Source organism: Bradyrhizobium sp. MOS003 (assembly GCF_003020125.1).
Lineage (GTDB): Bacteria > Pseudomonadota > Alphaproteobacteria > Rhizobiales > Xanthobacteraceae > Bradyrhizobium.
On sequence record NZ_PYFW01000003.1, the window covers coordinates 820,908 to 833,175 of the forward strand.

Consider the following 12,268-nt stretch of genomic DNA (forward strand, 5'->3'; position numbering starts at 1 on the left):
CGTTGATTGAACTCGTGCTGCCCACGGAGTTAGGGCCGGGCACCGGCACGAACGAACTGATTCCGGCGCCGCCGAACTCGGTGGATCCGAGCGGAATCCCGACGCGTCCGACTGTCGATGTCGAGGGAGGCAAGGCTGACTGGGTCGTCAAACCGTTCGGGCAGCCAAGTGACGAACTTCCGGAGAGCCCTCCGCCGTCGAACAGGGCTCCCGATGATCCGGGATTGCCTGATGCGGCGCAATTCGTCGTGCCTTGCAATGGCGTGATCGGAGATACGCCCGGCGTTGCAATTTCAGTCGAGCCCAGCGGAATGCCTTCAGGCCGCGTCGAACCCATGTTGAGCGGCGAGGTCGAGGGCATTCCGATCGATGGCGGCATCGTCGGCAGTGCCATTTGCGCAATAGCCGCAACCGGGGGCAGCCATATCAGGCCAAATGCGAGAGCGGCGCCCAGAAGCATGGCTGTAAACCGGCGGTGTCTGGACCTGTTGGAGGAGGGCTGTTCTCGCATGGGCTGCTCCGGATTCCTTCATTGCGCGGGACGATAGGGAGCGGCCGGCGTGCCGGTATTCCCTGAACGCACGTCCCGCTGTCTGGCCGCACGATCGCAAAGGCATCCGCTCCGGAGTCATCGTGGCTCCTGCTGAAGCAGTAGCGTCGCCTCGGACAGCTCGCGGCGGCATCTGGTGTCGTCGCCGGAACGGTCCGCCCTCCGCGCGCGATCGAGGGCATCGAGCGCGAGCCGGAGAGGCGTTCCTCTTGCGCCTTCCGCCTGCGCCAGAGACCGCGGCGTGGGCTGATGACCGCGTAGTGCCCCGAGGCTCTCCGGACTCCAGCCATTTGCGTCTGCATTCTTCTCAATGGCGGCGTCCAGCTGTGCCTGGACACGCACGATCGAATCCTCGCAGGACGCTGCATGAACCCGAGTTGCCGCATTCAGCAGGACTATAATGGCAGCTGCGATCCGGATGAGTGAATTCGGTGTCATTGTCGATCCCTGCGCCATCGTCGATCGGTTCGGCCTGTGGCTTCTGCGGACGACGATGGCAGTTCTGGTCTTCGCAAGGTCGTGACTATCCGCACGCATGGCATCCTGCTCCCTTCGAAGTGCGCGGCTTAGGTAGGTCGCGCCCGGAGGATGCGCGAGTGGCCGCCGTTGTGACGAGCATTTTTCGGCGTGCGAAGTGGCAAGGGCCGTTGCTTACCGAAATACGCAGGCCGGTGGCGGAACTAGTGTCGCTTCATTCCAACCCGGAGTGATCACGACATGAAGCACCTCAACGCTGGTCTGGCCTTTGCCGCCGCTCTCTCTCTGTTCGCGACCGTTACTCCCGCAAGCGCAGAATCCCTGAGGAACATCGTCCTGGTGCACGGGGCCTGGGTGGATGCGTCCGGCTGGAAGCCGGTCTATGAGATCCTCACCAAGGAAGGTTTCCGCGTCACCATGGTGCAGGAGCCCGAGACGTCGTTCGCCGACGACGTCACGGCAGCGAAGCGCATTCTCGATCAACAGGACGGTCCGACACTCCTCGTCGGCCACAGCTATGGCGGCTCGATCATCACTGAAGCCGGCGTCCATCCCAACGTCGTCGGTCTCGTCTATGTCGCCGCGCACGCGCCCGATGTCGGCGAGAACGAATCGGCGCTCGGCAAGAAGACACCGAGCGTGCTCGGAAAGACCGAGGGCGTCATCAAGGTCACCCCCGACAAGTTCACCTATCTCGATCCGGTGCAATTCCCGAAACTTTTCGCGCCCGATCTGCCGCGTGAGCGCGCCGAGTTCGTCGCGCGCTCTCAGGTCCCGGCCGCGGCGCAAGTCTTCAGCACGCCGCTCACTGCGGCCGCATGGAAGACCAAGCCGAGCTGGGGCATCGTCGCGGGTGGCGACCAGATCATCAATCCAGATCTGGAGCGCTGGTACTACGAGCGTGCCAAGAGCCATACCACCGTCATCCCCGGTGCCAGCCACTCGGTCTACGAGTCCCATCCGAAGGAAGTGGCGGATGTCATCACGCGGGCCGCACGCAGCATTGATCAACAGGCTGCGCGCTGATCACGCAGTTTGCCGGTCCTGACGCACGGCCGGCGAAGGGAAGGCCGGCGGGAGAGACAGCTCTTCCGCCGGGCTGACCGACCAAGACTGCGAAGGCGCAAGGGTTATAACGGGCTGGCAGAACAATCGCCTCGCGCTCGATCCCGCGCATTGCGCTGACGAATGTGCGCGGCAAGATCGTCGAGGCGCGATGCCGGGCGTTCGCTTTCGCGCGTCACCCGACCGGCTGGCGCTACCAAATTCCGAAGAGTCGATGTGGTCGATCGCGCTGCGCGCTCGAAAAAAAGGGGCCGTCCTTTGGGGGAGGACGGCCCTGAGATGCTCGTAAGCCCAGGGAGGAGTTAGGCTCGAGCGGTGACGTGGGGGTCTCAGTCACCTAACACGCACAGCATCGCCGATCCCGCAGTCGAAGTATTTCACGAACCCATTCTGTTTCTCATTTCGCATGATTCAGAGAAGTCTGCGGGCCGCACCCAACACATCGCCTTGCAGGCCGGAGCCGGATTGCTGCCCGAGAGCCTGGACGAAGTCGACGCTTTCCAGCTCGCGCGGCGCCAGCGCGCGGGACCCCGGCGAGGCAGTATCGGATTGTTGCGAAACCGAAGCCGAGGATGAGGTTTGTCGGGCTTTCCGGTGTTTCCGGGCTGCGAGCCCTCTTGCGGACTACTTCGCGTCGCCTGCCAGCGCCTCTTCGAGGCAGCGGATGATTTCGTCACCGCTGGAGGGCTTGCCGAGATAGCAATGCGCACCTGCGGCCATCACACGCTGGCGCACGGCCTCGCTCGGAAACGCCGTCATGAAGATGATCGGGAAATGGCGACCGGCGGTAATCAGCCGGGCCTGCAACTCATCGCCGGAGATAACAGGCATCTGAACGTCGGCGATCATGCACGCCGGATCGTCTCCCGGTGCCTGCCGCAGGAAGTCCATGCCGGATTCATAGGCCTGGGCTTCGTAGCCGATCGAGCGCACGAGGCTCGCGAGCGAGGTGCGAACGCCCTCGTCGTCGTCTACGATCGCAATCACCGGAATTTTGGCCATGAGCGCACAATCCTGACCGCGGTGTTCGCAAGGAGAGTATCTCCCTTTGCGCGGCCGATGACACCTTATATGCACCCGGATTTGCCCGGCCGGAACTATACTCAGGTTTGGTCCGTAGTCCTGCGGGTCTGGGAAACCCCGAGCGCCTCGGCCTTGCGGACCAGATCGGCCAGCGACCGGACTTCCATCTTGCGCATGACGTTCCCGCGGTGGATCTTGACCGTGATCTCGCTGAGACCGATCAGGGCGGCGACCTGCTTGTTCATCAGGCCGGCTGTGACATGGCCCATCACCTCGCGCTCGCGCGCCGTCAGGGTCTCATACTGGGCGCGGATATCCTCCTTGGTTGCCGCCTCGGCACGGTACTGCGCGTCGCGCTCGAGCGCCGCCGTCACCGCATCGAGCATGTCCTGGTCGCGAAACGGCTTGGCGAGGAAATCGACTGCGCCGGCCTTCATGGCACGCACCGACATCGGAATGTCGCCATGACCGGTCATGAAGATGATGGGATGCCTTATGCCGTGCCGGACGAGCTGGCCCTGCAGATCGAGCCCGCTCACGCCGGGAAGGCGGACGTCGAGCACGATGCAGCCCGGGCGGTCCGGCAGCGCGCCGCCGAGCAGTTCGGCGGGCGAGGCGAACAGGCGCGTCTCGAGGCCGACGGATCGGAACAGGCTGTCGAGCGAGGCGCGGATCCCGGCATCGTCATCGACGATGATGACGACCGAGTTGAGGGATTGGGCAGGTGGTTGCGCCTGGTCTGGTCGTGTCATGGTCCGGGACGTTCTCGGGCGTATGGCAGTGTCAGGCGGAATGTCGCCCCCGCGCCGGGCGAACTCTCGACCGACAACTGGCCGCCGTGAGCTTCCACCGTCGTTCGGCAGATCGCAAGTCCCATGCCCATTCCCCCGGGTTTCGTCGTGAAGAACGGATCAAACAGGTGCGGTATGTCGTCAGGCCGGACGCCTGGACCGCTGTCCTGTACCGTGATGGCGAGACGCTCTCCGTCGACGGCGCTGGCGCGCAGCTTGACGGTACGGGAACCGGGCTGATCCGACATGGCCTGGCCGGCATTGACCAGCAGATTGACGAGCACCTGTTGAAGCTGGATCCGGTCGCCGCGAATTGGCTTCAAGCCATGCTCGGTCTCGGAGGTGAGGACGACGCCGTCGTTGGCAAGCTCCCGCGCGACCAGAAGGGCCGCGTCCTCGATGATCTCCGCGATATCGATACTGTCCTGCTGGGCGGGCGCCTTCTTCAGGAAGGTCCGGATGCGCGCCACGATCTCGCCGGCGCGGCGGCCTGCCGCCACGACCTGGACGATCGTGGCCGCGACTTCGTCCAGATCGGGGACCTCGCGTCGCAGCCAGCGCAGGCCGGCCTCTCCACTGGTGACGATCGCCGCCAGAGGCTGATTGACCTCGTGGGCAATGGAGGCGGTGAGCTCGCCGAGGGTGGCGACGCGTGCGGCATGGGCGAGCTCAGCCTGCGCCGCAAGCAAGGCATCCTGCGCCTGCTTGCGCTCGGTGATATCGACGACGAAAGCGAGCACGTTGCGATCGCCGTCAGGCCCGGAAGGAAAGGTGATCGTGAACAGCACGGGTACCTTGCGTCCGTCGAGCCTGACGAGCTCGGTCTCGCCTTCGTAGAAGGGCTCCCTTTCCGCGAACGCGATCAAGGCGCCGACGAAACTCCGGTCGTCCTCGCCGAGAAGCCGCTCGACATTCTCGATAAAGGCCGGGGCGCCGTTTGCACCTGCCATCTTCTGCAAGGCCGGATTGACGTCGGTGATTTTGGCGAGCCGGCGGGCATTCCGGACGAAATCAGGATGTTGCGCCAAATGGTCGTGCAGGCTGGCGCCTGCGGTGTCCAGCGACCGCAGTGCGATTCGGACTTCGCTCCAGTCCTCTTCGACCACGCCGATCCGGCTGGCGTCGAACATCCGGCGGTATCGCTGCTCGCTCTGCACCAGCGCGCTGTGTGCGGCAACGCGGTCGGTGACGTCGGTATGCGTCTCGAGGACCCCGACGGGCTTGCCGAGACGGTCGTGCTGCAGGGCCCATCGGGCATCGACGGTGAGCACGGCGCCGTCTTTCGTTCGCTGCTGCACGTGGCCTTCCCATCGACCAGTGTCGAGCAGGCCCGCTTCGATGATTTCGCGCCGGTCGGGATATGTGGTTCGCAGAAGCTTGTCGGCGAGCTGTCCGAGCGCCTCGTCGGCCGACCAGCCATAGGCCTGCTCGGCGGTCTTGTTCCAGAAGGTGATCACGCCGCCGCGATCCCTGGCGAAGATCATGTCATGCGAGAGGTTGAGCAGGCGCGCCTGCGCTGCGAGACGCTTTGTCGCCGCGTGATTTTGCAGCGCCAGCAGGGTCGTGATCCCGATTGCCGCGAGGCTTACCAATACGCGAAGCAAGGGCGAGGCGATGCTCTCCAGATCGTGCGACAGCAGATAGGCGAGAATCGTCAGGACGACGCAGCCGGCCGCGGCGACGATGGTGTCGTCGCGCCGGTTGGTCTTGGCCGCGAGCAGGATCGCCACGACGTAGAGCACGGCGACCGCGCCCTCTAGCGGTGTCAGCACGTCAACCAGGAAGACCGTCACGGCGAGGATGGCGGAGCAGAATCGCAAGCCGGCGCGCCTCATGGATGAACCCGTGGGTCGATCATGAGTCGTCATCGTCGCTGGCAGTCGTAATTCTCATACCAGCGGCGTTGATGCCGCGATTTGATCGCGTTCACAACATCCTGTGGTGTGAATTTTCGTGCTGTCGTGGAAGACCTGCACGCCACGCAATCCGGCGAAAGTGCCGGCAGCTGGCATTCCCCGGAGAAACCGGCCCGCTCGCGTGGTTCCGCCGGCGAATCTGCGCAAAGGCGCGTCAACTTACCGCAGGCGCCGCTCGTCGCGCCTCGCGTCCCCATCCGCGATGTCGGTGATCGCAGCACCGTCGCGCTCACCCGGCGAACATGCCTCGATCATACCTAGGTATGACACGGCTAACCCGAAAACCTATCGATACACCCGCGCGTAGAATGGATCGCGCGGACCGCCGAACTACTCTGCTCCCACGACATTCGGACAAGCCGGTCAGGCGATGCCGGATCGAAAACGGGACAAGGAGATTCGACGATGTCGCTGCAGATGTCACGCTCACAGGCAATCAAGGATCATGACGTTCGCGCGATCGATATCTCGGCGATCGATCGCGATCCGCTCGGGCCGTCGAATTTTCCTGACCGGTTCGGCGAAGACGGAGCGACGCTGTCCTTCGTCCATCTGGATGTCGCCCTGGCGGTCGAGACGCAGGTCGAGACGCAGGCGGATGACGTCGAGCCATCTGCCGGCCGCGAGTCTGGCTTCAAGCTGTCCGCAAAGCTCCTTGCGGGGGCGTCCGCCGAGACCGAGCCGGCGTTTGCAACGGGAGAGTTCAACGACCCGATCATGCGGCGCCTGTCGGATGCGCTCGCGGCGACCGAAGCCGCGCACGATGCCCATTCGGCGATCATGGCCGACGCCTTGCGGCTCGCGATCCTCACCCGGACGTTCAGCCGGCAGACGCTTCGCGCGCCGGCCGAGCTTGTCCCGGCTGACGGCGTTCGCGAGGAGGACACGGGCCGCGCCGTGCGGTCGCTGCAAAACTGGCGCCTCAAGCGCGTTCTGCAATATGTCGACAAGAACCTGACCGCCAAGATCACGCTTCAGGATCTGGCGGCCGTGGCCGGGCTGAGCAGGATGCACTTCGCCGCGCAGTTCCGCGCAGCCACCGGCGTCCGGCCGCACGAATACCTGCTGAGGCGGCGGATCGAACGCGCCCAGGAGCTGCTCAAGCAGGCCGAAGTCGCCTTGGTCGATATCGCCTTGACCGTAGGCTTCCAGACCCAGGCTCATTTCACCACGGTGTTCAAGCGCTTCGTCGGCGATACGCCGTATCAATGGCGGAGCGCCTATCTTGCGCAATTCATGCCGCTGCCGCGTCCGGGAGCAGGTGCGTCGTGAACGACATTGGTACCCTTCTGTCGCTCGCGGGCACTCATTGGATGATGACGCATCTTGAACTGATGGAGACGATCGGGCTTGTCCGCGCTCTAGGCAATTCGTATCGCCTGGCAGCTTCGGAGCCCGGTTCGAGCGCGATCTATGGCCGTTTTACCCTGGATTTCTTCAGGACCATCGTCGCATGCCTCGTGCGCTAGGCGCCGAGGTTGCTAATCGATAGCCGTGCGCGAGCGGCGATGGCTGCTCTGAAGCTCGGGATAGCCGGTCAGCATCAACTTGTCGGCGCGCACGCCCCAGCTCTCCAGGCGGTCGAGGAAGCTCATGCCGAGCAGATTGATCTTCATCTGCCCGGGCTGGACGACGAGGGCCGGCACCGATTTTTCGATGAGATGACCGACGGAGAGACGATCGAGCGTGAGGCGGGCCGCCTTGGTATGGCCGCCCGCGGTTTCGAGGTCGACATCGTATTCGAGCATTTCGAGCGGCAGGCCGATCGCTTTGGCGGTTTCCCAGGTCAGCACCACCGACGTCGCACCGGTATCGATCACCATCGGCGCGGCGACGCCGTTGATCTTCGCACGCAGCGCGAATTCGCCGCGCTGGCCGCGCGGGATCTGTACGGCGGGGGCGGGCGTTGCCGTCTGCGTTCGAAAAATATGGGTAACCTTGTGGCTGGCGCGCGCGATCTGATCGGGGTCGCCATAGGCGACGACTGCGCCTGCCGTGCCGGCAAGCATGACGAGAACGAGCAGGAAGCGGATCATCGCGCACCTCCGCAGGCGCACAGGCCGGTCAGGCGCGTTTCGGCGATGCCGCGATCGGCGCCAGTCCAGCTTCCGTCATGCGTGCCGGCAACAGCGCCATGACCGCGAGCCGGTCCGCGCTTTCCATGGCGTGCCAGCGCGCGATCTCGGGCAAGGTCCGGCCGCATCCGAAGCACAGCTTGGTCCTGGGATCGATCATGCAGACGGCGACACACGGCGTTTCTTTGCTCATTCGGACATAGTGAGGGATTGTCGGGCATGTCTGCAAGCATCTGGTTAAGAGCCTGTGCCTGCGCTCATGATCGGCTTGTGCCGCGGCCGGCGCTTCTCCTCGGGCAGGATGGAACTCTCCGGCTGGAGCGGCGGGGAATCATCCGATAGCGGCGCCAGCGCGCTCATCACGCGCTCCGGCGGGAAGGTGACGATCACCTCGGTGCCGATGCGCAGCTTCGATTTCAGCGTGAACGTGCCGCCATGCAGGTCGATCAGATTCTTGGCGATCGGCAGGCCGAGGCCGGCGCCCTGTTCGGCGGACTTGATCGAGTTGGAGCCCTGCCCGAACGAGGCGAGCACGATCGGGATCTCGTCCTCGGGGATTCCCGAGCCGGAATCCCGCACCGAGAGATATTGTCCGCCCGAGGCGGTCCAGCCGGCCTTGAGCCAGATCTCACCGCCTTGCGGGGTGAACTTGATCGAGTTGGAGAGCAGGTTGAGCACGACCTGGCGGATCGCGCGCTCGTCGGCCCACAGCCGCGGCATGGCCTGCTCGAACACTTCGTGAATGGTGATGCCGCGGCTGGAGGCGCGCAGCTTCATCAGATGATGGCAGTCGGCGACGATGCCGACCAGCGACACCGCTTCCTCGTTGAGCTCGTAGCGGCCGGCCTCGATCCGCGACAGGTCGAGGATCTCGTTGATGAGGTTGAGCAGGTGTACGCCGGAATTATGGATGTCCGCCGAGTACTCCTTGTAGACCGGCACCGCATGCGCACCGAAGATCTCGCTCTTCATCACCTCGGAGAAGCCGAGGATGGCGTTCAGCGGCGTGCGCAGCTCGTGGCTCATCTGCGCGAGGAAGCGCGACTTGGCCACGTTGGCGGATTCGGCGCGGTGGCGCGCTTCGTCCGAGATCGCCTTGGCCTGTTCGAGCTCGCCGATCAGCGCGTCCTTCTCGGCGCGCGCTTCCAGCGTGGCGAAGGTGGAGGAGTGCAGGCGATGCGCCAGCAGCACGAAATAGCCTTCGGCGGCCAGCGCGAGCCCGGCCAGGATGTAATTGTCCAGCGAACCGGTCATCACGAAGCTCAGCGCCATGGCGACGGCGACCGGCGCGGTGGCTGCGAGGGCTGCGATCGGCAGATTGGCGGCGAGCATGCTCGACACTGCGATCACCAGCAGCATCAGGAACATCATCAGCGTTTCCGTGACCATGTCGAGCACGGGATGGATCAGGATCGCCATCCAGCACAGGCCATAGAGCAGGTCGAGCACGACGAAACGCGTCCGCCATGCCCGCGTCGCCGCGGGCGAGGCGGGCTCGGTGAGGAAGCGCCGGCAGCTGCGGATCATCGCGGCGTGGATGCAGAGCATGCCGGCGGTCCAGGCGGCGGCGGGGATCGGCTGCATCCACAGGCCGAACAGCACGCCGGTTGCGACTACCAGCAGCATCACGACATAGGAAGCTGACAGCCGCGTCTGGGCGTATTGGCGCAGCATCTCGGCGTCGAAGGCCGGCCGGGTTCCACTGGTCGACGTTAACTTGTCCCGCGCCTCGCGCACCCGCTGCGCCGCAGCCCTTCGGCTGCTCGCCGATGGAGCGCTCATCGGCTCGGCCGGAAGCTGCACTACCTCAGGCTTTTCAGCGGGGTTACTCATCAAGCAACAACGATTCCTGCCCACGCCGGACGCGGGCCTTCTGCATTGTCTATCTCTGGCAAGAAATCCTTAAGAGGTGACTTAAGGAGCTAAAGAATTACGTTAACCCGGCGTTAATTTGAATCTGGCCCGCCTTCAGTGCAGCGCCGCGTGCTGCACGATGTAGACCATCGCTCCCGCCAGATATCCCACCAGCGCGGGGCCTGCGATGCGGCGGGCGTACCAGAAGAACTCGATCTTCTCGAGGCCCATGGCGGCAACGCCCGCGGCCGAGCCGATGATCAGGATCGAGCCGCCGGTGCCGGCGCAATAGGCGATGAACTCCCAGATGAAGCTGTCGGGCGGATATTGCACCAGATTGTACATGCCCATCGTGGCGGCGACGAGCGGGACGTTGTCGATGATGGCGCTCAGGAGGCCGAGCAGGATGACGATGATGTCGAGACGCCCGACCGTGGCGTCGAGCCATTTCGCCAACAGTTCCAGCACGCGAGCATGCTCCAGGCACGCGACGGCCATGAGGATGCCGACGAAGAAAACGATGGAGCTCATGTCGATGCGCGTCAGCGCATGGACGAGAGTGAGGGGACGGCGCGCGTCCTCGTCCTTGTGGCGGTGAACGATCTCGCCGACCAGCCAGAGGACGCCCAGCCCGAAAAGAATACCCATGAAAGGCGCAAGGTGCGTCACGGCCTTGAAAACCGGAACCGCAACCAGGGTGCCGAGGCCGAGATAGAACATCAGATTGCGCTCGAACGCCTCGACCCTCAGGGCCTGCTCTCCGCCTTGCAGCGGAGGGACGATCTCTTTTCCTTTGAGCGAATAGCCGATGATGAGCAGCGGGATCAGAAGGTTGACCAGCGACGGCAGGAACACCGACTTCATGATGCTCACGGGAGTGATCTGCCCTCCGATCCAGAGCATCGTCGTCGTGACGTCGCCGATCACGGTCCAGGCGCCGCCGGCATTGGCCGCGATGACGATGATGGAGGCGAACAGCAGGCGGTCGCTCTTGTTGCCGATCAGCTTCTGGATCAGCGAGATCATCACGATGGTGGTCGTCAGGTTGTCGAGGATCGCGCTGAGGAAGAACGTGACGAAGCCGATGATCCACATCAGCGAGGTCTGCTTCGTGGTGCGGATGATCGAGGTGATGACTTCGAAGCCGTTGTGGGCGTCGATCACCTCGACGATCGTCATGGCGCCGATCAGGAAGAAGACGATCTGCGCGGTCGAGGCGACGGATTCGTCGAGCTGGTGGTTGACGAGCGAGGCGTCGCCGACGGACAGCGCGTAAATGGTCCAGAGCAGGCCGGCTCCCAGGAGTGCCGAAGCGCTCTTGTTGACGCCGAGCGGGTGTTCGAGCGCGATGGCAGCATACGCAACGATGAAAATGGCGGCTATCACGCTCAGCAAGTCAATTCCCCCCCGGAATTCGTTCTTCGACTCAATGCGGGTCTCGTCGCGGCGGGCGCCGCGTCGAGGCCCGCGAGGGCCGCAGCTGCCCGGCTGCGGCCCTCATGCGTTCATCAGCGTTGCAGGCGCGCCAGCAGGCTCGACGTATCCCAGCGCTTGCCGCCCATCTTCTCGACCTCGGAATAGAACTGATCGACCAGCGCGGTGACGGGCAGGTTGGCGCCGTTGCGGCGAGCTTCGGCGATCGCGATCGAGAGGTCCTTGCGCATCCATTCGACAGCGAAGCCGAAATCGTACTTGTCCTCGTTCATGGTCTTGTAGCGATTTTCCATCTGCCAGGACTGCGCCGCGCCCTTGGAGATGGTCTCGATCACCGCGGCGACGTCGAGGCCGCTCTTCTTGGCGAAGTGGATACCTTCGGAGAGACCCTGCACCAGGCCGGCGATGCAGATCTGGTTGACCATCTTGGTGAGTTGGCCGCTGCCCGCGGGCCCGAGCAGCTTGCACATCCGCGCATAGGCGCCCGTGATGATCGGCTCGGCGCCGGCATAGGCGCCCTCGGCGCCGCCGCACATCACCGTCAGAACGCCGTTCTCGGCGCCGGCCTGGCCGCCGGAGACCGGCGCGTCGACGAACTTAAAGCCGGCCTTGGTCGCGGCCGCATCCAGCTCACGCGCGACTTCGGCGGAGGCGGTGGTGTGATCGACGAAGGTCGCGCCCTTCTTCATGCCGGCGAAGGCGCCGTCGGCGCCGATCGTGACCGCGCGCAGATCGTTGTCGTTGCCGACGCAGCACATCACGAAATCCTGGCCTTCGGCGGCGGCCTTCGGGGTCGGGGCGGTCTTGCCGCCGAACTTGTCCGCCCATTCCTTCGCCTTGGCCGCGGTGCGGTTGTAAACGGTGACCTCATGGCCCCCTTTTTTCACGAGGTGTCCGGCCATGGGGTAGCCCATCACGCCGAGACCGAGGAAAGCGACTTTTGCCATGTGTGGTACCTTGTCCGTAGCTTGAGTTTTACGGTTGCAGCCGGGTGAGGGCGCCAGGGCGGCGTCCTCGAAGTTCCGCTCCGAGGGCGGACCGGAGGCGCACCATAAACCGTTAAGGGCGGAGGGCAACGGCTTC

12 protein-coding genes are annotated in these 12,268 nt (G+C 64.3%); 4 read left to right on the plus strand and 8 right to left on the minus strand.

Features of this window, described 5'->3' with window-relative positions:
• Positions 1–2: 2 nt before the first annotated feature.
• Positions 3–548 (plus strand): hypothetical protein, encoded by a 546-nt coding sequence (locus tag C7G42_RS18600; RefSeq protein ID WP_199580982.1) that lies wholly within the window; start codon positions 3–5, stop codon positions 546–548.
• 719 nt (positions 549–1,267) lie between these two features.
• The gene (locus C7G42_RS18610; RefSeq protein WP_106950377.1) at positions 1,268–2,053 is read left to right on the plus strand and encodes an alpha/beta hydrolase; all 786 of its coding nucleotides are present in this window, start codon (positions 1,268–1,270) and stop codon (positions 2,051–2,053) included.
• Between the two features lie 663 nt (positions 2,054–2,716).
• Here the strand turns inward: C7G42_RS18610 and C7G42_RS18615 are convergent.
• The 3 genes from C7G42_RS18615 to C7G42_RS18625 all read right to left on the minus strand — a co-directional run bounded on the left by C7G42_RS18615 (position 2,717) and on the right by C7G42_RS18625 (position 5,774).
• Positions 2,717–3,094, minus strand: coding sequence for a response regulator transcription factor (locus C7G42_RS18615; RefSeq protein ID WP_106950378.1), 378 nt, complete (start codon positions 3,092–3,094; stop codon positions 2,717–2,719).
• Positions 3,095–3,195: 101 nt separating this feature from the next.
• The gene (locus C7G42_RS18620) at positions 3,196–3,867 is read right to left on the minus strand and encodes a response regulator transcription factor (RefSeq protein ID WP_106950379.1); all 672 of its coding nucleotides are present in this window, start codon (positions 3,865–3,867) and stop codon (positions 3,196–3,198) included.
• Positions 3,864–5,774, minus strand: a complete 1,911-nt coding sequence (locus C7G42_RS18625) for a PAS domain-containing sensor histidine kinase (protein ID WP_106950380.1) — start codon at positions 5,772–5,774, stop codon at positions 3,864–3,866. Before C7G42_RS18625 ends, C7G42_RS18620 begins: the two co-directional genes overlap by 4 nt.
• A 453-nt stretch (positions 5,775–6,227) precedes the next feature.
• On the opposite strand from C7G42_RS18625, the gene C7G42_RS18630 reads away from it, so the two are divergent.
• The gene (locus tag C7G42_RS18630) at positions 6,228–7,094 is read left to right on the plus strand and encodes a helix-turn-helix domain-containing protein (protein WP_106950381.1); all 867 of its coding nucleotides are present in this window, start codon (positions 6,228–6,230) and stop codon (positions 7,092–7,094) included.
• Complete coding sequence (locus C7G42_RS18635) at positions 7,091–7,291, plus strand: hypothetical protein (RefSeq protein WP_106950382.1); 201 nt, start codon at positions 7,091–7,093, stop codon at positions 7,289–7,291. Before C7G42_RS18630 ends, C7G42_RS18635 begins: the two co-directional genes overlap by 4 nt.
• Positions 7,292–7,303: 12 nt before the next feature.
• On the opposite strand, the gene C7G42_RS18640 is transcribed toward C7G42_RS18635, so the two are convergent.
• The 5 genes from C7G42_RS18640 to C7G42_RS18660 form a co-directional block, all read right to left on the minus strand.
• Positions 7,304–7,858 (minus strand): TIGR02281 family clan AA aspartic protease, encoded by a 555-nt coding sequence (locus C7G42_RS18640; RefSeq protein WP_106950383.1) that lies wholly within the window; start codon positions 7,856–7,858, stop codon positions 7,304–7,306.
• Positions 7,859–7,886: 28 nt separating this feature from the next.
• A complete protein-coding gene (locus C7G42_RS18645) occupies positions 7,887–8,090 on the minus strand; it encodes a DUF1289 domain-containing protein (RefSeq protein ID WP_106950384.1) in 204 nt (67 codons plus the stop codon).
• A gap of 44 nt (positions 8,091–8,134) precedes the next feature.
• Positions 8,135–9,730, minus strand: coding sequence for a sensor histidine kinase (locus tag C7G42_RS18650; RefSeq protein WP_106950385.1), 1,596 nt, complete (start codon positions 9,728–9,730; stop codon positions 8,135–8,137).
• Positions 9,731–9,865: 135 nt separating this feature from the next.
• Positions 9,866–11,146, minus strand: a complete 1,281-nt coding sequence (gene nhaD, locus C7G42_RS18655) for a sodium:proton antiporter NhaD (RefSeq protein ID WP_106950386.1) — start codon at positions 11,144–11,146, stop codon at positions 9,866–9,868.
• Between the two features lie 113 nt (positions 11,147–11,259).
• The gene (locus C7G42_RS18660) at positions 11,260–12,132 is read right to left on the minus strand and encodes an NAD(P)-dependent oxidoreductase (protein ID WP_106950387.1); all 873 of its coding nucleotides are present in this window, start codon (positions 12,130–12,132) and stop codon (positions 11,260–11,262) included.
• Positions 12,133–12,268 lie beyond the last annotated feature (136 nt).

Coding starts and splice junctions, on each gene's coding strand:
- C7G42_RS18630 (WP_106950381.1), top strand. CDS start 6,228: ATGTCGCTGCAGATGTCACGCTCACAGGCAATCAAGGATCATGACGTT.
- C7G42_RS18615 (WP_106950378.1), bottom strand. CDS start 3,094: ATGGCCAAAATTCCGGTGATTGCGATCGTAGACGACGACGAGGGCGTT.
- C7G42_RS18640 (WP_106950383.1), bottom strand. CDS start 7,858: ATGATCCGCTTCCTGCTCGTTCTCGTCATGCTTGCCGGCACGGCAGGC.
- C7G42_RS18625 (WP_106950380.1), bottom strand. CDS start 5,774: ATGACGACTCATGATCGACCCACGGGTTCATCCATGAGGCGCGCCGGC.
- C7G42_RS18610 (WP_106950377.1), top strand. CDS start 1,268: ATGAAGCACCTCAACGCTGGTCTGGCCTTTGCCGCCGCTCTCTCTCTG.
- C7G42_RS18645 (WP_106950384.1), bottom strand. CDS start 8,090: ATGAGCAAAGAAACGCCGTGTGTCGCCGTCTGCATGATCGATCCCAGG.
- C7G42_RS18650 (WP_106950385.1), bottom strand. CDS start 9,730: ATGAGTAACCCCGCTGAAAAGCCTGAGGTAGTGCAGCTTCCGGCCGAG.
- C7G42_RS18660 (WP_106950387.1), bottom strand. CDS start 12,132: ATGGCAAAAGTCGCTTTCCTCGGTCTCGGCGTGATGGGCTACCCCATG.
- C7G42_RS18620 (WP_106950379.1), bottom strand. CDS start 3,867: ATGACACGACCAGACCAGGCGCAACCACCTGCCCAATCCCTCAACTCG.